At 73.1% G+C, this 25,170-nt stretch carries 20 protein-coding genes and 1 pseudogene; 6 read left to right on the forward strand and 15 right to left on the reverse strand.

All coding sequences use genetic code 11. The features are described from left to right. Nucleotides 1-621: pseudogene (locus ACGF13_RS27980) on the forward strand (hypothetical protein); the annotation flags it as partial. Between the two features lie 116 nt (nt 622-737). After that, on the forward strand, nt 738-2,822 hold the full coding sequence (locus tag ACGF13_RS27985) for a tetratricopeptide repeat protein (RefSeq protein ID WP_392880116.1): 2,085 nt from the start codon (nt 738-740) through the stop codon (nt 2,820-2,822). On the opposite strand, the gene ACGF13_RS27990 is transcribed toward ACGF13_RS27985, so the two are convergent. Then, nucleotides 2,750-3,589 carry a helix-turn-helix domain-containing protein gene (locus tag ACGF13_RS27990; RefSeq protein WP_392880118.1) on the reverse strand — a complete coding sequence of 280 codons (840 nt, stop codon included), beginning with the start codon at nt 3,587-3,589 and terminating at the stop codon, nt 2,750-2,752. The genes ACGF13_RS27985 and ACGF13_RS27990 overlap by 73 nt on opposite strands. A 92-nt stretch (nt 3,590-3,681) precedes the next feature. After that, nucleotides 3,682-4,452, reverse strand: a complete 771-nt coding sequence (locus tag ACGF13_RS27995) for an SDR family NAD(P)-dependent oxidoreductase (protein WP_392880120.1) — start codon at nt 4,450-4,452, stop codon at nt 3,682-3,684. 155 nt (nt 4,453-4,607) lie between these two features. On the opposite strand from ACGF13_RS27995, the gene ACGF13_RS28000 reads away from it, so the two are divergent. After that, nucleotides 4,608-5,270: an NADPH-dependent F420 reductase gene (locus ACGF13_RS28000; RefSeq protein ID WP_392880122.1), complete on the forward strand. Its 663-nt coding sequence runs from the start codon at nt 4,608-4,610 to the stop codon at nt 5,268-5,270. A 96-nt stretch (nt 5,271-5,366) separates the two neighbouring features. Here ACGF13_RS28000 and galK read toward each other — a convergent pair whose 3' ends face one another. Together galK and galT are read right to left on the reverse strand one after the other, a co-directional pair. Then, on the reverse strand, nt 5,367-6,494 hold the full coding sequence (galK, locus tag ACGF13_RS28005) for a galactokinase (protein ID WP_392880124.1): 1,128 nt from the start codon (nt 6,492-6,494) through the stop codon (nt 5,367-5,369). Continuing rightward, nucleotides 6,491-7,603 carry a galactose-1-phosphate uridylyltransferase gene (gene galT / locus ACGF13_RS28010; RefSeq protein WP_392880126.1) on the reverse strand — a complete coding sequence of 371 codons (1,113 nt, stop codon included), beginning with the start codon at nt 7,601-7,603 and terminating at the stop codon, nt 6,491-6,493. Before galT ends, galK begins: the two co-directional genes overlap by 4 nt. A gap of 153 nt (nt 7,604-7,756) precedes the next feature. On the opposite strand from galT, the gene ACGF13_RS28015 reads away from it, so the two are divergent. Beyond that, a complete protein-coding gene (locus ACGF13_RS28015) occupies nt 7,757-8,584 on the forward strand; it encodes a DeoR/GlpR family DNA-binding transcription regulator (RefSeq protein WP_392880128.1) in 828 nt (275 codons plus the stop codon). A gap of 39 nt (nt 8,585-8,623) precedes the next feature. Here the strand turns inward: ACGF13_RS28015 and ACGF13_RS28020 are convergent, their stop codons facing one another. From ACGF13_RS28020 to ACGF13_RS28050, 7 genes are all read right to left on the reverse strand, one after another. Next, on the reverse strand, nt 8,624-9,721 hold the full coding sequence (locus ACGF13_RS28020) for a LacI family DNA-binding transcriptional regulator (RefSeq protein WP_392880130.1): 1,098 nt from the start codon (nt 9,719-9,721) through the stop codon (nt 8,624-8,626). 100 nt (nt 9,722-9,821) lie between these two features. Continuing rightward, complete coding sequence (locus ACGF13_RS28025; protein ID WP_392880132.1) at nt 9,822-11,567, reverse strand: glycoside hydrolase family 36 protein; 1,746 nt, start codon at nt 11,565-11,567, stop codon at nt 9,822-9,824. A 2-nt stretch (nt 11,568-11,569) separates the two neighbouring features. Then, nucleotides 11,570-12,505, reverse strand: a complete 936-nt coding sequence (locus ACGF13_RS28030; protein WP_392880134.1) for a carbohydrate ABC transporter permease — start codon at nt 12,503-12,505, stop codon at nt 11,570-11,572. Then, nucleotides 12,502-13,449 (reverse strand): carbohydrate ABC transporter permease, encoded by a 948-nt coding sequence (locus ACGF13_RS28035; RefSeq protein ID WP_392880136.1) that lies wholly within the window; start codon nt 13,447-13,449, stop codon nt 12,502-12,504. Before ACGF13_RS28035 ends, ACGF13_RS28030 begins: the two co-directional genes overlap by 4 nt. Beyond that, on the reverse strand, nt 13,446-14,792 hold the full coding sequence (locus tag ACGF13_RS28040; RefSeq protein WP_392880139.1) for an extracellular solute-binding protein: 1,347 nt from the start codon (nt 14,790-14,792) through the stop codon (nt 13,446-13,448). Before ACGF13_RS28040 ends, ACGF13_RS28035 begins: the two co-directional genes overlap by 4 nt. A gap of 279 nt (nt 14,793-15,071) precedes the next feature. Continuing rightward, nucleotides 15,072-16,298: a radical SAM protein gene (locus ACGF13_RS28045; RefSeq protein WP_392880141.1), complete on the reverse strand. Its 1,227-nt coding sequence runs from the start codon at nt 16,296-16,298 to the stop codon at nt 15,072-15,074. A 76-nt stretch (nt 16,299-16,374) separates the two neighbouring features. Continuing rightward, entirely contained in the window at nt 16,375-17,109 is a 735-nt protein-coding gene (locus tag ACGF13_RS28050; RefSeq protein ID WP_392880143.1) for a hypothetical protein, read from the reverse strand. Nucleotides 17,110-17,484: 375 nt separating this feature from the next. On the opposite strand from ACGF13_RS28050, the gene ACGF13_RS28055 reads away from it, so the two are divergent. Then, on the forward strand, nt 17,485-18,276 hold the full coding sequence (locus ACGF13_RS28055) for a class I SAM-dependent methyltransferase (RefSeq protein ID WP_392880146.1): 792 nt from the start codon (nt 17,485-17,487) through the stop codon (nt 18,274-18,276). Between the two features lie 25 nt (nt 18,277-18,301). On the opposite strand, the gene ACGF13_RS28060 is transcribed toward ACGF13_RS28055, so the two are convergent. The 4 genes from ACGF13_RS28060 to ACGF13_RS28075 form a co-directional block, all read right to left on the reverse strand. Next, entirely contained in the window at nt 18,302-19,093 is a 792-nt protein-coding gene (locus tag ACGF13_RS28060; protein WP_392880148.1) for a DUF2785 domain-containing protein, read from the reverse strand. Nucleotides 19,094-19,223: 130 nt separating this feature from the next. Further along, nucleotides 19,224-20,780, reverse strand: a complete 1,557-nt coding sequence (locus ACGF13_RS28065; RefSeq protein WP_392880150.1) for a phosphatidylinositol-specific phospholipase C domain-containing protein — start codon at nt 20,778-20,780, stop codon at nt 19,224-19,226. A 172-nt stretch (nt 20,781-20,952) separates the two neighbouring features. Beyond that, complete coding sequence (lysA, locus tag ACGF13_RS28070) at nt 20,953-22,302, reverse strand: diaminopimelate decarboxylase (protein WP_392880153.1); 1,350 nt, start codon at nt 22,300-22,302, stop codon at nt 20,953-20,955. Between the two features lie 50 nt (nt 22,303-22,352). Beyond that, nucleotides 22,353-22,544 (reverse strand): hypothetical protein, encoded by a 192-nt coding sequence (locus tag ACGF13_RS28075; RefSeq protein WP_392880155.1) that lies wholly within the window; start codon nt 22,542-22,544, stop codon nt 22,353-22,355. 302 nt (nt 22,545-22,846) lie between these two features. Between ACGF13_RS28075 and kdpB the strand changes: the two genes are divergently transcribed. Next, nucleotides 22,847-25,042: a potassium-transporting ATPase subunit KdpB gene (gene kdpB / locus ACGF13_RS28080; RefSeq protein ID WP_392880157.1), complete on the forward strand. Its 2,196-nt coding sequence runs from the start codon at nt 22,847-22,849 to the stop codon at nt 25,040-25,042. Nucleotides 25,043-25,170 lie beyond the last annotated feature (128 nt).

The following is a 25,170-nucleotide window of genomic DNA, read 5'->3' on the forward strand; positions in this document are numbered from 1 at the left end:
GTCCCGGCGACCGGCGTCACCGCCGTCGTCATGAACGTCACCGCCGTCAGCCCCACCGGCTCCGGCCACATCACCGTCCACCCCGACGGCCGGCCCCTGCCGAACGTCTCCAACCTCAACTACCAGGCCGGACAGACCGTCGCCAACCTGGTGACGGTGCCGGTGGTGAACGGCAAGGTGAACCTGCGCAACAGCGCGGGCGAGGTCGACCTGATCGCAGACGTCAACGGCTACTACACCGACGCGGCCACCGGCTCGGCCTTCTCCCCGACCACCCCGGTCCGTCTGCTGGACACCCGCGACGGTGTCGGCGCCCGGGCCGGGACGGTGGGCGGCGGCAACGTCGTCAGCGTGCCCGTGACGGGCCTGGAGGGCGTGCCGGCCACCGGCGTCACCGCCGTGGTCCTCAACGTCACCGTCACGGGGCCGACGGCGGGCAGCCACCTGACCGTCTACCCGCACGGCACCGCCCGCCCGGGCGTGTCGAACCTCAACTTCACGGCCGGGCAGACCAGGGCCAACCTGGTCGTCGTCCCCGTCGTGGACGGCCGGGTGACGTTCTACAACTACTCGGGTGACACCCACGTGATCGCCGACCTGAACGGCTACTTCACGGCCTGACTCCGAACGGGTCCCCCAGTACCGCCGTGCCGCCCGGAGTTCGGGCGGCACGGCGCTGCCGTTTCGGCTCCCATAATGGAGGCCGGTTCGGCGGGTCGGGCGGTGGGGGCGAGCAGGTGCAGGGCTGGCAGGTCAGGAACGGGATCGACGGCAGTGCCACCGTGCACGGCAGCGCCTTCCAGGCCGGGGAGATGACCGTCCACCAGTACGCGGCGCCGGCCGGTGCCAAGGTGCGGTGGCCGGTGGTGGTCGGGCGGATCCCACCGAAGGCGACCGCCTTCCAGCCGCGGGCGGAGCTGCGGCAGGCGATCGACGAGGCGCGCGGGGAGTACGGGACGGTCGTGCTCAGCCAGGTGCTGGCGGGCGGTGGCGGTGTCGGGAAGTCGCAGCTCGCGGCGCACTACGCGCGGGAGGCCGTCGAGGCGGGCACCGACCTGGTGCTGTGGGCCGACGCGGCCGAGCCGTCCGCCGTGACCGACCTGTACGCGCGGGCCGCCGTGGCGGTTCAGGTTCCCGGGGCGAGTGGGGAGGCGGCGGAGCAGGACGCGGAGCGGTTCCTGTCCTGGCTCGCGGCCACGGAGCGGGGCTGGCTGGTCGTCCTCGACAACACCACCGAGCACACCCCCGAGGAGCTGTGGCCGGTCACCAGCCGGGGCGGGCGCGGCCGGGTCATCGCGACCACCCGGCACCGGGGCGCCGCCAGTACGGGTGGCGACCGGCGGCTCGTCGAGGTCAGTACGTACTCCGAAGCCGAGTCCCTTGCCTACCTGAGCGAGCGGCTGGAGCGCGCGAAGTGCTCCCGGTTCCTGGACGAGCACGCGGGCGAGCTCGCCGAGGAGCTGGGCAACCTGCCGCTCGCGCTCGCCCACGCGGCCGCCTACATGGTCAACACCCGGCGCGGCTGCGGCCGTTACCTGGAGCTGTTCCGCGACCGCAGCCGCAGCCTGGACACCGTCCTGCCCGCCCGTTCCGGCGCGGACGGCTACCGGGGACCGGTGACGGCGGCGCTGCTGCTGGCCCTCGACGAGGCGCAGCAGGAGGAACCGGTCGGGCTGGCGGGGCCGGTCCTCGGGTTGGCGGCGCTGCTCGACCCGGCCGGGCATCCGCAGGAGCTGTGGAGCACGGAGGCGGTGCTGGAGCACCTCGGCAGGGTTCGCGGCGGGCCGGTCACGGCCGACGACGCGCTGGACGCGCTCGCCGTGCTGCACAACTACAGCCTCGTCACGCTCACCGAGACGGCCGACCGGGAGGTGACGCTGCACGCGCTCACGGCGCGTGCCGCCCTGGACATCGGTCCCGGTACGCCGGAAGCCGGCCTCGCGGCTGCCGATGCCCTCGTCGAACTGTGGCCGAGTGCGGATTACACTGCGCCGGACTTGGCCGCGACGCTCCGGGCCAACACCGATGTCCTCGCCGGGCACAGTGGCGCCGACCTGGTTCAGCCGTTGACGGGAATTCACCAGCTGCTGTTCAGTTTCGGAATCAGCCTCATCGAGGCAGGCCTGTACACCAGTAGCGTTCAGTACTGGAGCGGTCTTGCCGCCGCGAGCGAGCGGGTCCTCGGGATCGACCACCGAAACACCCTTACGTCCCGTAACAACCTCGCCGCCGCCTACTCGGACGCCGGACACACCGACGACGCTATTCGCCTCCAGGAACAGGTCCTCGCAGATCGCCAACGCATCCTCGGCCCCGACCACCCCAGCACCCTCACCACCCGCAACAACCTCGCCACTGCCTACCGGGACGCCGGACGTACCGACGACGCCGTCAACCTCCTGGAACAGGTCCTCGCCGACCGTCGGCGCGTCCTCGGCAACGACCATCCCGACACCCTCGTCGCCCGCCAGAACGTCGCCGTCATCAGGTCGGAGACCGGCCACGTCGACGTCGCCATCAACCTCCTGGAACAGGTACTCGCGGACCGCCGACGCATCCTCGACGTGGACCACCCCGAAACCCTCATGGCCCGCAACAACCTCGCCACCATGTACTGGGAGGTCGGACTCCGGGACCAGGCGCTGGAGATGCTCCGGCAGGCCGTGGCGGATCTGGACCGGGTCCTCGGCCCGGACCATCCGGACACCGTGCTGGCCATGGGCAACCTGCGTGCTCTGACCCCGGAACCTCAGCCCGACGCCGCCCAGGACAGCAGCAGCCGCAGCCCGTCGTCCGAGGCCGAGCCCGGGTCCGCCGTGTAGGTGACCAGGGCCTGGCCCGGGTCGTCGGCCGGCCGGAGGGTGTCGTAGGCGAGGTCCAGGGTCCCCGCGAACGGGTGGCGGAAGGACTTGCGGCCCGAGGTCTTGTCGGCGACCGGGTGTTCGGCCCACATCCGCTGGAACTCCTCGCTGCCCAGGCAGAGTCGGCCGATCAGTTCGGCGAGCAGCGGGTCCTCGGGGCGGCGGCCGGCCTCCAGGTGGAGGAAGGCGACGTTCTCGCGGGCGCAGGCGGCCCAGTCGGCGTAGAGCTCGCGGGAGGCCGGGTCGAGGAAGGTGATGCGGGCGATGTTGCGGTCCTCGACGGGCAGGGCGCCGTAGTCGCCGAACAGGGCGACGGCGGCGGGGTTCCAGGCCAGGACGTCCATCCGGTGGCCCATCACCACGGCCGGGGTGTCGTGGAGCTGCCGCAGCAGGTGCAGCAGTGAGGGGCGCGGCTGCTGGCGGACGGCAGGGCGGCGGCGGGGCCGGGCCGTGGGGCGGGCGAGGCGGTGGAGGTGGCCGGACTCGTCGGGGGCCAGGCGCAGGGCGCGGGCGACGGCGTCGAGGACGGCGTCGGACGGGTTGCCGACGCGGCCCTGTTCGAGGCGGGTGTAGTAGTCGACGCTGACCCCGGCGAGGTGGGCGAGTTCCTCGCGGCGCAGTCCGGCGACCCGGCGGCGGCCGCCGTAGTCGGGGAGGTCGACGTCCTCGGGCCGCAGGCCGGCGCGACGGGTGCGGAGGAATTCGCTCAGGGCGCTGCTCGGGTTCACACGGGTGATTCTCACCCGGACGGGCGGCGCCGTGCCTGGCCCTGTCAGGACCAGGCACGGCGGGGCGCCCGGCCGATCAGCCGATCAGCCGATCAGCCGGTCAGCGACGGGAAGGCCGGGACGAGGCCGCCGTCGATCACGATGTCCTGCCCGGTGATGTACGAGGAGCGGTCGGAGAGCAGGAAGGCGACGGTCTCGGCGATGTCCTCGGCGGTGCCCAGCCGCCCGAGCGGGACCTGGTCGCGGATCGGCTCGTGGTCGGCCGGGTCCGGGACGGCGGCGTGGAACATCTCGGTGACGATGTAGCCGGGGCTGACCGAGTTGACCCGGATGCCGCGCCCGGCGAGTTCGCTGCCGAGGGTGCGGGCGAGGCTGAGCACGGCGGCCTTGGTGGCGGCGTAGACGGCGGCGCCGGGCAGGCCGCGGTGCGGGGTCCAGGAGGCGTTCAGGACGACGGATCCGCCGCCGGCGGCGTCCAGCAGCGGCAGGGCGTGCTGGACGGTGAAGAAGACGCCCTTGAGGTTGGTGGCGACCATCCGGTCGAACTCGGCCTCCGTCACCTCGCCGGCCGGCTGGAAGCCGGCCACACCCGCGTTGGCGAACACGCCGTCGAGCCGGCCGTGGCGCTCCCGCACGGTGTCGGCCAGCCGGGCGAGGTCCGCGGGGACGGAGGCGTCGGCGCGGACGGTGAGCAGGCGGTCGCCGGCGTCGAGCCGCGCCGCGGCGCGGGCGAGCCGGGTGTCGTCACGGCCGGTGATGACGACCCTGGCGCCGGCGGCGAGGAGGTGGCGGGCGGTGGCGAAGCCCATGCCGCTGGTGCCGCCGGTGACGAGGACGGTGGAGTGGGACGGAGTGCTGTTCATGGCGTCCACCCTCGCGGCGGGCGCCGGGGCGGCACCAGGCCCGCCTCGACCGTGGGTCCGGGAAAACCACCCTGCCGATCGGGAATCCGGGGCGGTCTCCGGGTGGTTGGGCCAAGGCGAACGTCCCAAACAGCACTCGCGAAGAAGGACTTCCCATGAAGATCGGCATTATCGGCGCGGGCAACATCGGCGGCAACCTGACGCGGCGGCTGACGACGCTGGGGCACGAGGTCTCGGTGGCCAACTCGCGTGGCCCGGAGACGCTCAAGGCGCTGGTCGAGGAGACCGGGGCGACGGCGGTGACGGTCTCCGAGGCCGCGCGGGGCGCCCAGGTCGTGGTGGTGACGGTGCCGCTGAAGAACGTGCCGGACCTGCCCGCCGGGCTGCTGGACGGCGCGGCCGAGGGCGTCGCGGTGATCGACACCGGCAACTACTACCCGAAGGAGCGCGACGGCCGGATCGACGCGATCGAGGACGGCGGGCTGACCGAGAGCCGCTGGACGGAGCAGCACCTCGGGCACGGGGTGGTGAAGGTGTTCAACGGCACGTACGCCCAGGACCTGCTGGAGCGCCCGCGCCCGGCGGGCGACCCCGAGCGGCTCGCCGTGCCGGTCGCCTCGGACGACGAGGCGGCCAAGCGGGTGGTCCGGGCGCTGGTCGCCGAGTTGGGCTTCGACACCGTGGACGCGGGCGGGATCGACGAGTCCTGGCGGCAGCAGCCGGCCACCCCGGTGTACGGGCTGCGCGCGGGCGTCGACGCCGTCACCCGGGCGCTCGCGGAGGCCTCCCCGGAGCGCCCGGCCGCCCACCGGGCCTGACTCGGCCGAACCGGCGCGCCCACCGGGCGTGGCTCAGTCGAGCCCGCTGCCCACCAGGCCTGACTCAGCCGAGCCGGCGCGCCCACCAGGCGTGGCTCAGCCGACCCGGCGCGCCCCCTCCGCCGGGACGGCGGTGAGGGTGCGTGGCTCGGCGTACCCGGCGTCGCGGAACGCGGCGGTGACCTCGGCGGCGACGCGCTCCGCCGCGGCCGCGTCCACCAGGGCGATGACCGAGCCGCCGAACCCGCCGCCGGTCATCCGCGCGCCGTGGGCGCCGGCGGCCAGGGCGGCCTCGACGGCGAGGTCGGTCTCCGGGCAGGAGACCCGGTAGTCGTCGCGCAGCGAGGCGTGCCCGGCGGTGAGGATCGGGCCGAGCGCGGCGAGGTCGCCGGCGTCCAGGTGGGCGACGGCGGCCTCCACCCGGGCGTTCTCGGTGATCACGTGCCGTACCAGCGGAACCAGCTCCGAGGGCAGTCGGGTGAGCGCGTCGGCCAGTGCGGACGGCTGGAGCGAGCGCAGCGCGGGCAGCCCGAGCAGGGCGGCCGCCCGTTCGCAGCCGGCCCGCAGCGCGGCGTAGGCGCCGTCGCCGAGGTCGTGCTTCACCCGGGTGTCCAGGACCAGCAGGGCGAGGCCGGCGCCTGCGAGGTCGAACGGCACCTGACGCATCGTCAGGTCGCGGCTGTCCAGGAACAGCGCGGCCCCGGGGCGGCAGCAGGTCGAGGCCATCTGGTCCATGATCCCGCAGGGCACGCCGACGAAGGCGTTCTCGGCGCGCTGGGCCAGCACCGCCAGTTCCGCGGCCGGGATCCCCAGCCCGTACAGGTCGTTGTAGGCGGCGGCGACGACGCACTCCAGTGCGGCCGAGGAGGAGAGCCCGGCGCCGCTGGGCACGTCGCTGTCCAGCCGGAGGTCCGCCCCGCCGACCGGGTGCCCGGCCTCGCGCAGCGCCCACACCACCCCGGCCGGGTAGCCGGCCCAGCCTGACACCGAGCCGGGGGCGAGGTCGTCGACCGGGAGTGTGACGAGCTCACCGCCCTGGGCGGACCAGAGCCGCAGCAGCCCGTCCTCCCGGCGGGCGGCCTGGGCGCGGACGGTCTGCGGCAGGGCGATCGGGAGGACGAACCCCAGGTTGTAGTCGGTGTGTTCGCCGATCAGGTTGACCCGGCCGGGGGCGGCCCACTCCCCCTCGGCAGGTCGGCCGTACAGCTCCGTGAAGGTACTCATGCTCCAGCGACCTCCCGCAGCCGGCGGGCCGCGTCCTCGGGGGTGACGTCGTTGACGAAGGCGTCCATGCCGGACTCCACCCCGGCCAGGTACTTGAGCTTGTCGGCGGTGCGGCGGATGGTGAACAGCTCCAGGTGCAGGGCGAGTTCGTCCCGCTGCCCGGCGGGGGCCTGGTGCCAGGCGGAGATGTACGGGGTGCGGCCGGCACCGAAGAGCCGGTCGAAGCGGCGCAGCAACTCCAGGTAGAGGGAGGGGAATTCGTCCCGCTGGTCGGCATCCAGGGCGGTCAGGTCGGGCACCCTGCGGTGCGGGTACAGGTGGACCTCGTACGGCCAGCGGGCGGCGAAGGGGACGAAGGCCGTCCAGTGCGTCCCGGCGAGCACGACGCGCTCGCCGTGGGCGCGTTCGGCGGCGAGCAGGTCCTCGAAGAGGTTGCGGCCGGTTCCGGCGCGGTGTTCGGCGGCGCGGGCGGCCATCCGGGCGGTGCGCGGGGTGGTGAAGGGCAGGGCGTAGATCTGGCCGTGCGGGTGGGCGAGGGTGACGCCGATCTCGGCGCCCCGGTTCTCGAAGCAGTAGACCTGCCGCACGCCGGGCAGGGCGGAGAGTTCGGCGGTGCGGTCGGTCCAGGCGTCCAGGACCAGCCGGGCGCGTTCGGGGGTGAGGTCGGCGAAGGAGGCGTCGTGGTCGGCGGTGAAGCAGACCACCTCGCAGCGTCCGGTGCCCGGACCGCTGGTCCACAGGCCCTCGGCCGCCCGGACGGGCTCCGCGGGCTCGCCGGCGAGCGAGGGGAAGCGGTTCTCGAAGACGGCCACCTGGTAGTCCCCGGCCGGGATCTCGCTGAGCCGCCCGTCCCGGGACGGGCAGAGCGGGCACTCCTCGGCCGGCGGCTGGTAGGTGCGCGCCTGGCGGTGGGCCGCGATGGTGACCCAGTCGCCGGTGGCCGGGTCCAGCCGGACCTCGGAGCCGGGGACCTGCGGGTCGAGCGGCCGTTCGTCCACCGCGCCCCGGGGGTCGGCGGCGCCGCTGTCGTAGTAGATCAGCTGCCGACCGTCCGCGAGCGTGGTCACGGTCCTGACGGTGGTGGGCTGGGTCAGGGACGTCCCGGGCATGGCCCTTCTTCCTCCGAGTGAAGCCATTGGAATCGTGGGATCGACGGGGATCGATGAGGATCCCCGGGATCGATGGGGAATCAACAGAAAGCTACAATCTCAAACATTATCCACCAGTACCACTCATCAGCAGTGGACGAAGGAGGCCTCCCGATGGCTGACAGCGCCCAACCGCTCGCCGGACAGCGCCGCGTGCTGATCCTGGAGCAGATCCGCGCGCGCGGCGGGGTCCGGGTCACCGAACTGGTCCGCGACCTCGGGGTCTCCGACATGACCGTGCGCCGCGACCTGGACGCGCTGGCCCGCCGCGGCCTGGTGCACAAGGTGCACGGCGGCGCCGTCCGGGTCGAGGCGCCGGCCACCGGCGAACCCGGGTTCGAGACCAAGGCGCACTGGGAGCTGCCCGCCAAGGACGCGATCGCCCGGGCCGCCGCCGCGCTGGTCCCACCGGGTTCGGCGGTCGGGCTGGCCGGCGGGACGACCACCTTCGCGGTCGCCCGGCACCTGCGCGCCGTCGAGGGCCTCACCGTGGTGACCAACTCGCTGCGGATCGCCGAGCTGCTGGAGCAGCCCGCCGAGGACGGGACCCCGGCCACCGCCACGGTGATCCGCACCGGCGGGGTGCGGACCCCCTCGGACGCCCTGGTCGGGCCGGTGGCCGACCAGGCGATCCGCTCCCTGCACGTCAACCTGCTGATCCTGGGCTGCCACGGCCTCTCCTCCGAGGCCGGACTGACCACCCCGAACCTGGCCGAGGCGGAGACCAACCGCACCTTCCTGCGCTCGGCCCGCCGGGTGGTCGTGGTGGCCGACCACACCAAGTGGAACGCGGTCGGCCTGGCATCCTTCGCCGACCTGGACCAGCTGGACGTCCTGGTCACCGACGACGGCCTGCCCGCCGAGCAGCGGGCGGCCGCCGCCGGACTGGTCGGCGAGCTGATCGTGGCGGCGACGGCCGAGCGCACGGACCGGCCCAGCTGACCGAACCGGACCGGCCGACCGAACCGGCCGACCGACCCGCTAACCGAACCAGCCCGACCAGCCGGACGGTTCCGCCCCGCCGGACCGGCCCGAACTCCCCCGCACCACCAGCTCGGTGGGCAGCTCCAGCCCCTCGGCCGGTGCCGCCTCCCCGCGCACCCGGTCCAGCAGCCGGCCGACCATCGCGGTGGCGATCGCCCGCAGCGGCAGCCGGACCGAGGTCAGCGCCGGGTGGAGGTGCCGGCAGAGCGGCGTGTCGTGGAAGCCGGTGACCGCCACCCCGCCGGGCCCGACCACCAACCCCTCCGCCCGGACGGCCTCGTAGACGTCCAGCGCCAGCAGGTCGTCGCCGGCCGCGAAGGCGGTGGGCCGGTCGGGCCCGCGCAGCAGCGCCCGTACGGAGGCCACCGCCGAGCCCGCGGCCGTCCCGGAGAACCCCGCCTCGGCGGCACCCGTCGCCACCGCGGACAGGCCCAGCCGGTGCGCCTCGGCCAGGAAGCCGGCCCGCCGCGCCGCCATCCAGGGCAGTTCCTCGGCGGCCCCGAGGTAGCCGATCCGGCGGTGGCCGAGCGCCGCGAGGTGCCGCACCACGTCGGCCATCGCCGCCTCGTTGCCGATGTCCACCCAGCACTGCGGCTGCGCGGGACCCGTCCGTCCGAAGCTGACGAACGGGACGCCGAGCCGGGCCACATGGGCGATCCGGACGTCCTCGCGCAGCACGTCGGCCAGCACCAGCCCGTCCACCTGGCGGGCCGCGACCAGTTCGTCGATCGCGGCCACCGGGTCGGCCGTGCCCTGCCCGGGGCGGAACAGCAGCACCCGCTGCCCGGCCGCCCCGGCCGCGTCGACCAGGGCCTCCAGGAAGCCGGCCATCAGCGGGTTGGGGTCGAGCGGGTCGTCCACCGGGGCGAGGTAGCCGATGGTGCGCCGGGCGCCGCTGCGCAGCGAGCGCGCCGACTGGTCGGGCTGGTAGCCGAGTTCGCGGATCGCCGTGTTCACCCGCTCCAGCGTCTCCGGGCGGACCCGGTGCGGCGCGTTGAGCGTGTTGGAGACGGTCTGCCGGGAGACCCCGGCCGCCCGGGCCACCTCCTCGATCGTGGTGGCGCCGCGGCGCGGCCGGTGCGGTCCGTCGGGCATGCGGTTCTCCAGGGGTGGTCGGGGGCTCGGGACGGGCGCCGGTGCCCCGCCCGGGCCCCGAACGGGTCGGGCTCGGCGCGGAGGCAGGCCCGACACGGCGTCAGGCCCGGCGCAGGGTCAGCAGCCCGCCGCGCGGCACGGGGATCGTGTCCGCCCGGTCCAGCTCGACCTCGCCCTGCCGGACGATACGCCCCCGGGCGTCCCGCACCGTCACCGCCACCTGCCCGCGGCCGCCGGTGAGCCGGACGTCCGGGTCGGCGTCGGCGTTGGCCACCAGCAGGGTGCGCCAGTCCTCGCCGGAGGCGTCCACCGGCAGCGCGGCGTACCGGGCCACGGCGACGGTGTCGGTGCCGCGCGCGGTGACCATCGGGTAGCCGAGGTCCGGGCGGGCCGGGAGCAGTTCGCCGAGCTGGAGGGTGGCGGTGTGCTCGCGGAAGACGCCCAGCCAGAAGGCGATCGCCTCGCGCTGGCCCTCGCTCTGCGCGGCGAGGTCCACGGAGACCTGCGGCACCGAGAACAGCACGTTGATCAGGTGGCAGGCGACCTGCTCGGCCGGCTCGCCGGAGTGCCACATCAGCATGTCGGCGTGGACCGGGACGGGCCCGGCGGCCAGCCGCACGTCGATGGTCCGCTGCCGGTTCTCCTGCGGGCTGAGCGGGCAGTCGGTGGCGCGGATCATGGTGGCGTACGGCCACAGGCCGGGGCTGACGTACGGCTGGCGGTGCTCGATCATCGCCTCCGGGTTCGCGGCGGTGATCCGGCCGCGGATCGCGGCGAGCAGCCGTTCCACGCCCTCCTCGACGCTCGCGCAGTCCGCACCGGGGCGGGCCGGCGGGGCGTCGGCGCTCTCGGCGGCACGGGCGAACCAGTCGACGAAGTCCACCTTGAGGCCGTCCATGCCCCACTCCTCGACGGCCCGGGCGAGCCGGTCGGTGAGGAATGCCCGGACCTCGGGGTGGCGCGGGTCGGCGACGATCGCGCCCATGTGGGCGACGTCGGCCAGCGCGAGGTGGCCGATCTCCTTGTACGCGGCGCTGTCCTTGCCGATGAACGGCAGCGCGTACCAGAGCATGTAACGCACGCCGAGGTCGTGCACCCGCCGGACGTGGTCGGCGGTGTCGGGCAGCGAGACCGGCTCCCAGTCGCCGCAGTGGGCGTAGCCACGGGTGCGGTCGGCGGTCATCCAGCCGTCGTCCACGATGATCACGTCCAGGCCCAGTTCCTTGCCGAGCGCGGCCTGGGTCTCGACGCCCTCGGGCGTGATGTCCTGGTGCATCGAGTACCAGGTGGAGTACGCGGGGCGGCGGGCGGCCTCCGGGATGTCGGAGGTGCGGCCCTCGCCCCACCAGGCGGCGAGGTCGGCCAGGGCGCGGCCGAAGTGGCGGCGCGAGGTGTCGATCCGGACGGTGAGCCGGTCGGCGGCCTGGGCCCAGAACCGGAACTCCCCGGTCTCCTCGACCACGCCGGCCCCGGCCAGCACGTCCGGGCGCCAGGCGGCGAAGGCGCACAGGGCGACGTCCCCGGTGCCGACCAGCGCGGCGATCGGCGCGCCGTTGGCCAGCGAGGTGCGGCGCGGGGCGCTCCAGGCCGCGGGCAGCCACCCGGTGCCGCGCGGCTCGGGGGTCCAGAGGGCGGTGGCGTCGACGCAGGGCACCCGCCACTCGATCCGCACCTCGCCCGTGCCCTCGGCGCTGACCTCCACCACCCCGTCGGCGATCCTGCGCACCGTGCCCGTGCCGCTCACCCGCAGGTCCAGCCCTTCGGCGTCCAGCGGTCGCGGGGTCCCGGCGGCGGTGGGGGCGTGCGGCTCCCAGACCTCGGCCGCGACGTCGTTCGTCTCGGTCATGCTCAGCCCTTCGTGGCGCCGGCCAGCAGGCCGGAGATGAACTGCCGCTGGAGGACCAGGAAGAGGACCATCATCGGCAGGGTGGACAGCGCGGTGCCGGAGAGGATCGCGCCGTAGTCGGTGTTGGACTTGTTGCCGTGCAGCGTCGCCAGGGCGACCGGCAGGGTGTGCATCTCGGGGCTGCGCAGGGCGATCAGCGGCCAGACGAACTGGTTCCAGGAGCCCAGGAAGAGGAAGATCGACAGGGCCGCCAGCACCGGCCGCATGACCGGCACCACCACGCTGAACAGCACCCGCAGTTCGCCCGCGCCGTCGACCCGGGCGGCGTCCAGGAGTTCGTCCGGCAGGCTGCTCAGTGACTGCCGCATCAGGAAGATGGCGAACGGCACGCACAGGCCCGGCAGGATCAGCGCCTGGTAGGTGTCCAGCAGGCCGAAGTTCATCATCATCTTGAACAGCGGTACCAGCAGCACCTGTTCGGGCACCACGAGGGTGGAGAGCAGCAGCGCGAACAGCAGGGTGCGGCCGCGGAAGCGGAACTTGGCGAAGGCGTAGCCCGCGAGCAGCGCCACGACCAGCGCGCCGATCGTCTGGACTCCCGCCACCAGCAGGGAGTTCCCGACCACCCGGAGCAGGCCGATCTTCTGCTCCAGGTGGCTCAGGTTCTCGCCGAGGCTCCCGCCGGGCAGCAGCTTGGGCGGCCAGTCGAAGACCTCGGTGTCCCTGCGGGTGGAGGAGACCACCAGCCAGTAGAAGGGGGCGATCGACAGCCCGGTGACGCCGGCGAGGAGGAAGGTCAGCGGCCAGCCGCGCAGCTTCTTGAGGGGGTTCGGGTTCCTGCGGGCCGCGCTCCGGGGGGTCGCGCTCCCGGGGGTCGCGCCCTCGGGGGTCGCGCCCTCGGGGGCGGCACCGGTGGGGGTAACGGTCTTGGGGGTCACTTCTCGCGCTCTCCCATCAGGCGCATCTGGACGGCACCGAGCACCGACACCAGCAGGGTGAGCGCGTAGGCGATGGCTGAGGCGTAGCCGAAGTCGAAGAACCGGAAGCCGTTCTGGTACAGGTACATGGAGACGGTCAGGGTGGCGTTGTCGGGCCCGCCGCCGGTCAGCACGTACGGCTCGTCGAAGAGCTGGAGCGTGCCGATGGTGGAGAGCACGACGGTGAACAGCAGCACCGGGCGCAGCGCGGGGACGGTGATCGAGGTGAACCGGCGGATCGGGCCGGCGCCGTCGACCATCGCGGCCTCGTACAACTCCCTTGGGATGGACTGGAGTCCGGCGAGGTAGATGACGGCGTTGTAGCCGGTGTAGTGCCAGGTGAGCACGACGACGACGGCCATCCGGGCCCAGACGGGCTGGCCCAGCCAGTCGACGGAGGGCAGACCGACCGCGTTCAGCAGCCAGTTGACCGCGCCGTCGTCGGCCTTGAGCAGGTAGGCGAAGATCACGCCGGTGGCGACCAGGCCGGTGACGGAGGGCATGAAGACGCCGAGCCGCCACACCGTACGCCAGCGCACCAGGGCGGAGTTGATGCCGACGGCCATCAGCAGGGCCAGTCCGAGCATCAGCGGGACCTGCACGACGAGGATCACGCCGGTGTTGCGCAGGGCCGTCCAGAACAGCGGATCGTCCACCAGACGCTGGTAGTTGGCGAGGCCGGCGTTACGGGTGGCGTTGCCGGCGCCGGTGGTGAAGGACAGCAGCAGCGAGTCGACGATCGGGTAGACCTTGAACACGGCGAAGGTGATCAGGGCCGGGGCGAGCAGCAGGTACGGCACCGCGCGGCGGCGCCAACGACTCGGCCTGGGCTTTCCGTTGAGGCCGGAGGCGGTCGGGCCGGACTTTCTGTTGACGCCGGAGGCGGTCGGGCTGGCGGCACTCATACGATACCGCGCCCCGTCTGCTGGGCGAGCTGCTTGGCGGCGTCCTGGAGGACGGCGGCCGGGTCGGCGCCCTTGAGCAGGACCTTGGTCTGGGCGTCGCTGACGAGCTTGAGGGCGCGGGCGTAGTCGCCGGAGTAGTTGGTGGGGTCGCCGCCCTCGGTGGCGAGGTCGGCGAAGGTCCTGAGCACCGGCTGGCCGCCGTAGAAGGCGCTCGGCGCCGCGTACAGCGGGTCGGTGTAGGCCTCGGTGAGAGCGGGGAAGACGCCGCCCGCGTTGAACATGGCGTTCACCGAGGCGGGGCGGGTGACGGCGTACTCGACGAACTTCCAGGCGGCCCGGCGGCGCGGGCTGGAGGCGGCGACGGCCAGGTGGGTGGAGTTGACCAGGGCGGTGCGCCTGCCGCCGGGGGTGACCGCCGGGGGCTTGGTGAGGCGCCAGTTGCCGCTCTGGTCGGGGAACTTCTTCTCCAGGTAGTGCGCGACCCAGGCGGGCATCGCGGCCACCGCGAGCTTGCCGGTCTTCATCACGGGCGGCCAGCTCTGGACGCCGGGGGTGTCGCCGATCAGCCCGGCCTCGTCCAGCCGCTTGATGATGGTCATCGCGCGCACGGCCGGCTCCGAGCCGACGGTGATCTTCCCCTGGAGGTCGAAGTAGAAGGCGCCCTGGAGCTGCATCAGCGCCTGGAGGAAGTCCAGGTCGGGGGTGGGGTTGGCGGCCTTGTTCACGCCGATCAGGGCGACGCCGGGGTTGGCTGCCTTGAAGCGGTCCGCGACGGCGATCAGGTCGTCCCAGGTGGCGAGGGTCTCGGGGTCGATGCCCGCCTTGTCGAAGTAGTCCTTGCGGTAGAAGAAGCCGAGCGGGTTGACCTCCCAGGGCAGCGCGTAGGCGTGGCCGTCCTTGCCGCTGACGACCGGCCACAGGCCCTTGGCGAACTTGTCCTTGTGGGCGTCCGCGCCGAGCGCGGAGAGGTCGGCCAGGCCGCCGGGGAACTTCTCCTGGTAGCCGGGCAGGTAGTCACAGCCGATGTGCAGGACGTCGCCGAGGCCCTGGCCGCCGGCCGCCAGGCCGACGGTGATCTTGTCCCAGATGGCGGGCTCACCGATGTCCTGGACGTCGACCTTGATCCCCGGGTTGTCCTTCTCGAACGCCGGGACGATCCCGCGCAGCGCGTCGGCGGCGGTGGCCCAGGACCAGACGGTGATCGTGCCGGTGTCGGCATCCCCGCCGGCGGCGCCTCCCGAGCCGGAGCCGCCGCCGCAGGCCGCGAGGGTGCCGCCGGCGGCGACGGCCAGCAGGCCGGCTCCGGAGGCGCGGAGAAGGTCGCGTCGGGAAAGGTGTGACATTGCATTCCTCTCGGTGGGGTGGCGCCGGAAGGCTGTGGTGCGAAGGAGGTGGGTGGCGCGGAGGGGGTGGGTGGTACAGAGGGGGTGGTGGGGCGTGACGGGGGCGCAGCGGGGGTAGCTCGACTGTTTTGAACGTTCAAACACACAAAACAAACCAGAACCAAACAGGTTCCAACGAGCGGACACAGCAAACGCCCGCCCTCCCCGTGCCGTCAAGCCCCGGGCACGGGAATGGCGGGCTCCGCAACCGTTCCGTTATCAGCCTGGCAGTCGGGAGCGTCAGCCCCGCACGGCGTCCGCCGGGCCGAACACGGTCCCCGGGGTGACCGGGATCCCCCGGGACATCGCCTCGAAGTCCAGGATCGGGTGGGTCAGGATCTCCGCCACCTCGTCCGTCAGCAGGTTGCCCAGGATGAACTCCTCCTCCGCGCCCGACCCGAAGGTGACGACCTGCCCGCTCGACTGGATCATCCAGTTCAGCAGCTCCCGCTGGCTGCTCTCCGCGAGGTGGATCTCCCGGCCGGGGTGGTCCCGGCGGATCGCCTCCACGACCTCGCGGACCTCCTCGACCGCCACCCCGAGCCGGCGGACCGTGGCCGGCGAGGCCCGTCGGCCCCACCACTGGAAGATCACCCACTGGGCCACCGACGGGTGGGACATCACCTCGGCCGCGAGCTCCGGCAGCTGGTGGAGGTTCTCGGCGCTCGCCACGGTGTGCACCCGCACCCGGTCGAAGCCCTCGGCGTCGCAGAGGTCGAGGGAGTCCAGCAGCGCCCGCAGGAGGTTGCCGTCCGGGCTGCGCCGGAAGGCGCGCTGCACGTCCGCGGTGACGGCGTCCAACGGCAGCCGCAGCGAGGACAGCCCGCGCAGCCGGGCGAGCTTCCCTGCGGTGAGGGTGTAGCCGGTGGTGTCGAGGCCGACCTTGAGGCCGGCCTCGACGGCGTGGTCGACCACGTCGAAGATCGGCGGCCAGAGCAGCGGGTCCCCGCCGGCCAGGACCAGGTCGGTGGTGCCGTGCGCGGCCAGCTTCCCGATGATCAGGTCCGCCTGGGCCAGGTCGATCTGCTCCGCGGCGAACGGGTTGTAGCAGCCCTGGCAGGACATTGGACAGCGGTTGTTGATCGACCAGTTGACCCGCCGGACCCGACGGCCGGTGCGCGGCAGCTCGGCCCGGCCGCGGATGCCGGCCACCAGGTGGGCGAGGCGGACGGCCTGCGGGAGGGTGGCTCCGGCGAGCAGGGCCTCGGCCCGCTCGACGGCGGCCGCGGTGGCGTCGTTCTGGAGCAGCAGGAACGCCAGGCGCCACCGCATGGTCTCGTCCGCCGGATCCTCGCCCAGCGCCCGCTCGACCCGCTCGGTCAGGGCGCCGAGGTAGCCGGGGTTGAAGTTGCCTGGCTCCAGGCGCCGTTGGAAGTCGTCGGCGATCGAGCCGCGGGTCAGGGACCGGTCGTAGCCGGCCCGCAGCGGGTGCGGGGGCAGGATCTCCACGTGCTGCCGGGTGGACATGGGCGTTCTCCGGTACGGGTCAGTTCGGGACGGACGAGTCAGCTCGGGAGGGGCTGGTCGGTTCGGGAAGGGCTGGTCAGTTCGGGACGGACGGCAGCAGGACGACCATCGAGTCGGCGGAGGTCAGGCCCATGCTCTCGACGAAGACCGCGTCGCGGACGAGCTGCGCGATGTCGGGGTGGGTGGGGGCCGCGAGGTAACGGGCCGTGGACTCCAGCGGGGTGACGCCGTGTTCGGCGATCAGGGTGCGCAGTGTGCCCGGGAGGTCGTCGAGGCCGTCGCGCACAACCGCCAGGTCGAACCGGTCGGCCAGCCGCGTCGCGGCCCTACGGGCCTTGGCGAGGTTGGTCGTCGGGTCCACGGCCGTCGCCTTCGACAGGTAGTAGGGGACGGGCTGCATCATCCAGGCGAGCGCCGTCCGCAGGTCGTCCTCCTCGCGGCCGGGGCCGTCGAAGGCCTCAGGACCGAGCCCGAGGCCGTCGCAGAACCACTCGCGCCGCATGCTGATCCGGTAGTGGGCGTGGCCCGCCTGCCGGAACGCCGGCAGCCTGGCGATGACGGAGGTCGTCTCGATCCGGAAGGTGTCGGCGATCCGCCGCATCCTCCGCCCCACCAGGGCACGGACGTCCAGCACGTCCGCGTCCTCGGCCACGACGTGGACCAGGTCGAGGTTGGAGAGGACCTCGCCGCCCGGTCCGGTGCGGTGGTCGCCGCGGGCCAACGACCCGGTCGCCGCCACCGACATGCCGGTCGCGTCCGCGAACTCGCGGGCCAACTCCTGGAACAGCAGGGGGACGTCTTCGGGTCTCACACGCATCCTCGGGTGTCGGCGGCGGTGGTGAGAGGGCGGGAGCCCTTCACCCTCTCTTCCAAGTCCTGTCACATCGTGGAGAGTTCGTATTCAGGCGCGCAGCCTAACAGCGACCCGCCACACACGGTCGAGTTCGCACCACAGATCTCACACAACCAGCTGACGACCGGACAGAATCGTTCCGATTCAGCCACTTGGGAGCAATCGGGATTCATGGAGAACCATCCGCCACAGGCCGAGCGGTCTGCGGACCCCGGCGAGCCGGGCGGACCTCCGGCGAGCCGACGACCCCCTGGCGAAATGATCTTCGAGGTGATTTGACGTCCACGCCTCCAGCCCGGCACGGCCGGCCCGACACCTGAACGGAGAACAGGGATGAACGCCCCGGCCTACCAGGAGGGCGTCCTCGCCCACGGCACGCGGGGCGAACTCGAGCGCCTGCGGCTGCTGGAGGAGCTCTGCGACCCGACCACCACCATCGTCCTGGAACGGCTCGGCGTCGCCGCGGACTGGCACTGCGTCGAGGCCGGGGCCGGGCACGGTTCCATCGCCCGCTGGCTCGCCACCCGCTGCCCCGACGGCAGGGTGACGGCCACCGACCTCGACACCGCGCTCCTCGACGCGTCGCCCGCACCGGCCAACCTGACGGTCGCACGGCACGACGTGACACGTGACGACTTCCCGGCGGGCTCCCAGGACCTGGTGCACGCCCGGGCCCTGCTCGGCCACCTCCCCGACCCGCAGCTCGCCCTCGACCGGATGGCCGGCTGGCTCGCGCCCGGGGGCCGGCTCGTCGTCGAGGACCCCACCTACCTCCCGACCGCCGCCTCCCCCTATCCGCGGTTCGCCGAACTGTTCGATGCCTGCCAGCAGTTGCCGGCCCGGACCCACGGCACCGACCACTCCTGGGCCCGCCGCATCCCCGCGGCCATGGCCCGTTCCGGCCTCACCGACATCGGCATGACCATCCGCGTCGCCGTGTGCGGCACGGACGAGAAGGAGGACGCGTTCTGGCGCCGGTGCTTCGCCCAGGCCACCCCCGGGCTCATCGCCACCGGGCTCATGACCGCCGAGCAGATCACGGCGGCCGTCGCCCACCTGGACGACCCGGCCTTCAGCGACACCGCCTGGATGATGGTCACCTGCTGGGGGCGCCGCCCTTCGTAGGCCACCGGGGCCGCCATCCGCCGTCTCAGGCGTACGGGAACACCGGGCGCAGGACCTCGGCCAGCCGGGCCTTGACCGCGGCGCCGTGCGCCAGCGGGACGGGGTTCCCCCCGCGCTCCGTGGGCACCCCGAGGTCCGCCAGGGCGTACAGGGCGAGCAGGGTGCGGACCGTGTTGGAGGCCCAGACCGGCATCGGCCCGCGCTCCATCCCGACGAACGCGTCTCCCACCGTCGACAGCCAGGCGGTCGACCGTTCCGGCGTCAGGTCGGGGCGGGTGAGGACGAGGGCGAGGGCCCTGGCGAGCCGGTTGTCCTCCCGCTCGGCGAACAGGTAGTCGGTCGGTACGAGCAGGCGCTCCGCGGCGAGCACCAGCAGCGGTCCGGGGTCGACCTCGGGCCGCCGACCGCAGGCCCCGAGCAGGTCCGCGCCGTGCGCCACGGCGTGCAGCCAGCCGAGCGTCTCGTCACGGCCGCGCAGGTCGGCCTCCGAGCGGTACCAGTCGGCGAACGCGTCGATCCACTCGGGCCTGAGGTGGCCCTGGTTCACGATCATCACCAGGACCAGCGGGGCGAACGTCCGGGCCTCGATCCGCGGATGGGTGAAACGTTCCACCATCAGATCGCCGAGCGCCAGGCACCGCTCGCCGTCGATCACCCCGCGCCCGATCCAGGCCGCCAGCACCGCGTACGGGTAACCGTCCCGGACCTCCGGGTCCGGGTCCCCCAGGGCCTCCGCCAGCTCCGCGACCAGCTCGTCCAGCCCGGGCCCCGCGGGCAGCGGGCAGTCGTTCTCGTAGATCTCACGCCAGTTCGTCACCCGCCGGACCCTACCGGGGGCCGCCACCCCCGTTCACCTGCTTTTATGCGCGACCGGCCGGCGCGAGAAGTCGGACGGGCCGACTTCTCGCGCCGGCCGGGGGAGCCGGGGCCCCGGAGGGCAGTACGCGTCAGGCCGGGCAGGTGTCCTGGGTCACCTTGCCGCCCGCGGTGGACGCGGTGGCCGGGTCCACCGACAGGCACAGGCCCGTCCACTGGTTGATGAACTTGTAGGCCGTCGTGCGCTTGCCCCCGACCTCGATCTGGGTCGGGATGACGTTCCACAGCTGGTTGCCCGAGGACCAGCGGGTCTCACAGCCCCACCAGTACAACTGGGTCCCGGCCGCCGGCGGGGTGCCGTTGTTGTAGGGGACGGTCAGGCACTTGCCGTTGTTGGCCTTGATCCAGTAGTAGCCCTGGCCGTCGTACGACGGCTTCTCGGCACCCCACTGGTGGCTGCTGGGCGGCGCCGACTGGCACGCGCGCTGGGTGACCAGGCCACCGGAGTTGGAACTGTCGAACTCCGGCCCCCGGACCATGCACCGGTGGTACTTACTGTCGACGTAGGTCTTGTCGGCGTTGACCAGCCAGACGGCCTGGTGGGCGCCCTTGACGACGTGGTCCTGGTTGCGGGCGATGATGTTCTCCACCAGTGCCCAGCCCGGGAAGTCCATCATGACGACGCCGACGCGGCCCTTGCCCCCGCCGTTGTTGAGGTAGTTCATCAGCTGGAAGTTGACGCCCGGAAGGTTGACGGGCGCCCTGCCCACGTAGGTCACGTGTCCGCCCGCGTACGCGTACGGGTTCAGGAGGGGGGCGTTGGACGCCGACGTGTACGTCACGAACATGTGGCCGCTGCCGTCGGCGACCGCCCGGTCGATGTTCGCCTTGACGTACTCCCACTTCCTGCGGGCGTCGGGCACGTCGAAGTGGTCCTCCTGGTGGTCGTTGAAGGTCCCGATCCCGTAGCTGTCGCTGTCGAGACCGTCGAAGCTGCCCAGCACGAGCTTCCCGCGGACGTCTGAGAGCTGGGGAACGTAGGCCTTGGTGCCGTTGACGACCGACGGGGCGTAGAACAGGCCGGGATACCGGGACACGTAGTCCGCGAAGATCTCCCTGCGCCTGTCGTTGGTGACCGTCTTCGGATCGTCGTCGCACTCGAACGTGCCGCCGCCACCGAGCGGGCACTCGGCCCGCAGCCGCATCACGATCGTCTCGCCCGGGTGCTTTCCGAGGAAGTCCTTCGCCTTGCCCAGGACGTCGTCGAAGTTGGCGTTCTGGTAGAACGACCCGTGGTGGACGGTGAAGTACTTGTTCTCGGTGACGCGGACCCGGATGTCGATGGCGCGGATCCCTCGATCCAGTTGCGCGCTCAGGGTGTTGGCACCGTCGCCGAAGTCCTGCTGGGTCCGGACAGGGTCGCCCCCGTGGATGGCGAGCGTGTCGTGGGTGCCGGGCAGGGACAGTGACGCCAGCCAGGTGTCACCGGCGAGGTTCCGCATCCAGTCCGCCCGGGACGTCGACCCGAGGTTGTTGTAGGCGTCGCTGTTGCTCGACCCGCTCGCCTCGGCGGAGGCGGGCGCGAGCAGGGCCGCGCTCGCGGCGACGCATGCCGTCACCAGGTGGGTCAGCCGGCGAAGTCGCCGCCGGGGCCTGGTGCGGGCATCGGGAGGGGAGGGGTGACGCATGGAGTTCCTGTCGGACGGCGGGGAAGGTGATCATCTTCGTCAACGGCCCTCCGGGTCACACCGGTTCAACGGAGTTTCGGGCGTCCGTGAGAGTGCGTGGAAGTGCATGGGAGCGTGCGGAAGTGCGTGGGAAGTCGGCCCGGCCGACTTCCCACGCAGGCCCGCGCCCCCTTCAGCGGCCGACCTCGCGCAGACGGAAGTCCTCGACCGTCTCCCGGCGGATCAGGAGACGGGCCCGGCCGTCCCTCACCGCGACCACGGCCGGGCGGCCGACCAGGTTGTAGCCGGAGGCCATGGACAGCTGGTAGGCGCCGGCCGCCGGCATGGCCAGCAGGTCGCCCGGGCGCAGGTCCGCGGGCAGCGCGGCGTCCCGGACGAGCACGTCGCCGGCCTCGCAGTGGCGGCCGACCACGTCCGCCCTCGCCTCCCCCGCCTCCGAGCGGCGGCCGACCAGCCGCACGGTGTACGGCGATCCGTACAGGGCCGGGCGCGGGTTGTCGCTCATGCCGCCGTCCACCGCGACGAAGCAGCGGCCGTCGGCGGTGTGCTTGACGGACAGCACCCGGTAGACCGCCACCGCGGCCGGTCCGGCGACGGCGCGGCCGGGCTCGACGAGCAGCCGCGGCACCTCCAGCCCCGCCTCGGCGCAGCGCACCGCCAGCCGGTCGGTCACCCGCACCGCGAACTCGGCGAGGTCCAGTTCGGCGTCCCCGGGCAGGTAGCGGATGCCGTGGCCGCCGCCCAGGTCCAGCTCCGGCAGCTCCACGCCGTGCCGCTCCCGCACCTCGGCGAGCAGCCGCACCAGCGCGTCCACCGCGAGCAGGTAGGGCTCCACCGAGGTGATCTGCGAGCCCAAGTGGCAGTGCAGACCCGCCAGTTCGAGCCCAGGCTGGTCGAGCACCCGGGCGATGGCGTCCGCCGCGTCACCGCCCTCGACCGGGAAGCCGAACTTCTGCCCGCCGACACCCGTCCGCACCGCCGGGTGGTGCCCGGCGGAGATCCCCGGCACCACCCGGACCAGCACCTTCTGCGGCGTGTCGGCGGCCACCAGCGCCGCCAGCCGCGCGATCTCCGCCGGGCCGTCGATCACGATCCGCCCGACCCGCAGCCGACGGGCCAGCCGCAGCTCCTCCGGGGACTTGGCGTTGCCGTGCAGCAGGATCCGCTGGGCCGGAAAGCCGGCCGAGACCGCCAGCCACAGCTCGCCCGACGAGCAGACGTCCAGTCCCAGCCCTTCCTGCTCCACCCAGTCGGCCATCGCGCTGCACAGGAAGGCCTTGGCCGCGTACAGCACCTCGGCGTGCGGCAGCGCCCGCCGGTAGGCCCGGGCCCGGCCCCGGACCTCGGCCTCGTCCAGCACGTACAGCGGGGTGCCGAACCGCTCGGCGGCCTCGGCCAGCCCCACGTCGCCGACCAGCAGCTCGGCTCCCCGGCCGGGCCGCGCCGAGTCCGGCCAGGGGCCGCCGAGCGCGTCGGCGGGGGCGGGAGCGGTGGGGACGACGGGGGCGACGAGCTGGGTCATGGCGGCTGCTCCGGTGGTGGTGGGTGGGCGGCGGGGCGCTCCTGCGGGCGTCAGTCCTCGTAGTGCGCCGCGAACCGGCAGTGCGCCGGGCGGGTGCGGGCGCGGTCGACCACCGGGGCCGGGGCCGGTTCCGGCGGCTCGGGGCGGTCCCGGCGCCAGGCGACCGGCACCGGGCGGACCGTCCGCTCCAGCGGCTCGTCGGCGTCGAGGTCGATGTCGATGACGGCGGTGGCAGTGGTCATGGCGGGGTCCCTTCGGGTGGCGGCGGCCCGTACGGCCGTGCCCCTCCAGTGGAGACCCTCCGCACACCGACCGCACCCGTCCTTGACGCAGGGCGTACGGCGCGATCGCAGTCCTTGACGCCTTCCTGACAGCGGTCCGGTGGGGCTGTCAGGGAACCGTCAAGGACCGCCGTTCCGCCGCCAAGCCTGTGTCAAGACCGGCATGTTCCCCGCCGGACGGATGGTGGGCTGTCCGGCGTTCCCGCCGCTCCCCCGAAACCCGCCGCCCCTGTCAACCGGGCGGCCCGGAAGGCCCCGAGACGATGCGCCGTTCGGCCCTCAGCACCCCGGACACCACCCCGGGCACCTCGCCCGATCAGAACTGGTTCCGCCGCCCGGAGCCCTCCCCGGCCTCCGCGCCCACACCGCCACCGAGCCACCGGCCCACCTCGCCGGGCGGGCGGCGCCGGCTGATCACCCGCCGTCAGCTCGCCGAGGCGCTGCCCGCCGCCGTCCGCAAGATCCATCCGCGCACCATGACGCGCAACCCGGTGATGCTGGTGGTCGAGACCGGCTCCGCGCTCACCACCATCAGCGCCGTCCTCCACCCGAGCGTCTTCTCCTGGGTGATCTCCTTCTGGCTCTGGCTGACCGTGCTGTTCGCCAACCTCGCCGAGGCCGTCGCGGAGAGCCGCGGCAAGGCGCAGGCCGACTCGCTGCGCCGCGCCCAGTCCGCCACCACGGCGCGGCGGCTGCTGCACTGGCGGGTCGGCACCCGCGACCACCGCCACGAGGTCATCCCCGCCACGCAGTTGCTGCTGCACGACATCGTCCTCGTCCCGGCCGGCGAGGTGATCCCGCAGGACGGCGAGGTGGTCGAGGGCGTCGCGACCGTGGACGAGTCCGCGATCACCGGGGAGTCCGCACCGGTGATCCGGGAGTCCGGCGGCGACCGCACCGGTGTCACCGGCGGCACCAGGGTGCTCTCCGACCACCTCGTCATCCGGGTCACCTCCCGCCCCGGGCAGAGCTTCGTCGACCGGATGATCTCCCTGGTCGAGGGCGCCAACCGGCAGAAGACGCCGAACGAGGTCGCGCTCAACATCCTGCTGGCCTCGCTGACCATCGTCTTCCTGCTGGCCGTCGTCTCGCTCCAACCGATGGCGATCTACGCCCACGCACCCCAAACCACGGTCGTGCTGGTGGCGTTGATGGTCGCGCTCATCCCGACCACCATCGGCGCGCTGCTCTCGGCGATCGGCATCGCCGGCATGGACCGGCTGGTGCAGCGCAACGTGGTCGCGCTCTCCGGCCGGGCGGTGGAGGCCGCCGGGGACGTGGACGTGCTGCTGCTCGACAAGACCGGCACCATCACCCACGGCAACCGCCGGGCCGTCGCCCTGCACCCGCTGCCCGGCGCGACCACCGAACAGCTCGCCGAGGCCGCCCAGTTGGCCTCCGTCGCGGACGAGACACCGGAGGGGCGGTCGCTGGTCGAGTTGACGAATCGTCAGTACTGGCTGCCGCCAAGGGCCCCGGGCGAACTGGGCGAGCAACAGCCCGTTCCGTTCACCGCGCAGAGCCGGATGAGCGGCGTCGACCTCACCTGGCCGGACGGCACCACCTGCCTGATCCGCAAGGGGGCGGCCGGCGCCGTCGCCCGCTGGGTGGCGAACTCCGGCGGGCGGCTTCCGATGGAAGCCGAGCCACTGGTGGACCGGATCTCCGAGTCCGGCGGCACCCCGCTGCTGGTCGCGGTCCACGACCGGCACGGCGCACGGGCGTTGGGCGTGGTCGAACTCAAGGACGTGGTGAAGGAGGGCATCGCCGAACGCTTCGCCGAACTGCGGCGGATGGGCATCCGTACGGTCATGGTCACCGGGGACAACCCGCTGACCGCGCGCGCCATCGCCGCCGAGGCCGGGGTGGACGACGTCCTCGCCGAGGCCACCCCGGAGGACAAGCTCGCCCACCTGCGCCGCGAACAGGCCGCCGGGAACGTGGTCGCGATGACCGGCGACGGCACCAACGACGCCCCCGCGCTCGCCCAGGCGGACGTCGGCGTCGCGATGAACTCCGGAACCCCGGCCGCCAAGGAGGCCGGCAACATGGTCGACCTCGACTCCAACCCGGCGAAGCTGATCGAGATCGTCCGGGTGGGCAAGCAACTCCTCATCACCCGAGGAGCGTTGACCACCTTCTCGATCACCAACGACGTGGCCAAGTTCTTCGCCATCATCCCCGCGATGTTCGCGAACGCCTACCCCGGGCTGCACCACCTCAACATCATGGAACTGCACAGCCCCACCTCGGCGATCGCCTCCGCGATCATCTTCAACGCGCTGATCATCATCGCCCTGATCCCGCTCGCCCTGCGCGGCGTGCGCTACCAGCCGGCCTCGGCGACCGACCTGCTGCGGCGCAACCTGCGGGTGTACGGGCTGGGCGGACTGGTGCTGCCGTTCCTCGGCATCAAGGCGATCGACCTGCTGATCCGGTTCGTGCCGGGGCTGGGCTGACGGACCGGCCGGGGCCCCGGGCGGGGCGCGCCGCCCGGGAGATCCCCGCGGCCCTGTCAGAAGGCCGTCAAGATGTGTGCGGCCCGCGTCATGGAGGTGTCAGCAGCGGTACGGAAGGATCCGTTCCG

The organism is Kitasatospora sp. NPDC048286 (assembly GCF_043201735.1).
Classification (GTDB): domain Bacteria; phylum Actinomycetota; class Actinomycetes; order Streptomycetales; family Streptomycetaceae; genus Kitasatospora.

Bases quoted from the DNA above. Each gene is read 5' to 3' on its own strand.
- ACGF13_RS27995 (WP_392880120.1), bottom strand. From the start codon at position 4,452: ATGAACAGCACTCCGTCCCACTCCACCGTCCTCGTCACCGGCGGCACC.
- ACGF13_RS28000 (WP_392880122.1), top strand. From the start codon at position 4,608: ATGAAGATCGGCATTATCGGCGCGGGCAACATCGGCGGCAACCTGACG.
- galK (WP_392880124.1), bottom strand. From the start codon at position 6,494: ATGAGTACCTTCACGGAGCTGTACGGCCGACCTGCCGAGGGGGAGTGG.
- galT (WP_392880126.1), bottom strand. From the start codon at position 7,603: ATGCCCGGGACGTCCCTGACCCAGCCCACCACCGTCAGGACCGTGACC.
- ACGF13_RS28015 (WP_392880128.1), top strand. From the start codon at position 7,757: ATGGCTGACAGCGCCCAACCGCTCGCCGGACAGCGCCGCGTGCTGATC.
- ACGF13_RS28020 (WP_392880130.1), bottom strand. From the start codon at position 9,721: ATGCCCGACGGACCGCACCGGCCGCGCCGCGGCGCCACCACGATCGAG.
- ACGF13_RS28025 (WP_392880132.1), bottom strand. From the start codon at position 11,567: ATGACCGAGACGAACGACGTCGCGGCCGAGGTCTGGGAGCCGCACGCC.
- ACGF13_RS28035 (WP_392880136.1), bottom strand. From the start codon at position 13,449: ATGAGTGCCGCCAGCCCGACCGCCTCCGGCGTCAACAGAAAGTCCGGC.
- ACGF13_RS28040 (WP_392880139.1), bottom strand. From the start codon at position 14,792: ATGTCACACCTTTCCCGACGCGACCTTCTCCGCGCCTCCGGAGCCGGC.
- ACGF13_RS28045 (WP_392880141.1), bottom strand. From the start codon at position 16,298: ATGTCCACCCGGCAGCACGTGGAGATCCTGCCCCCGCACCCGCTGCGG.
- ACGF13_RS28055 (WP_392880146.1), top strand. From the start codon at position 17,485: ATGAACGCCCCGGCCTACCAGGAGGGCGTCCTCGCCCACGGCACGCGG.
- ACGF13_RS28065 (WP_392880150.1), bottom strand. From the start codon at position 20,780: ATGCGTCACCCCTCCCCTCCCGATGCCCGCACCAGGCCCCGGCGGCGA.
- lysA (WP_392880153.1), bottom strand. From the start codon at position 22,302: ATGACCCAGCTCGTCGCCCCCGTCGTCCCCACCGCTCCCGCCCCCGCC.
- ACGF13_RS28075 (WP_392880155.1), bottom strand. From the start codon at position 22,544: ATGACCACTGCCACCGCCGTCATCGACATCGACCTCGACGCCGACGAG.
- kdpB (WP_392880157.1), top strand. From the start codon at position 22,847: ATGCGCCGTTCGGCCCTCAGCACCCCGGACACCACCCCGGGCACCTCG.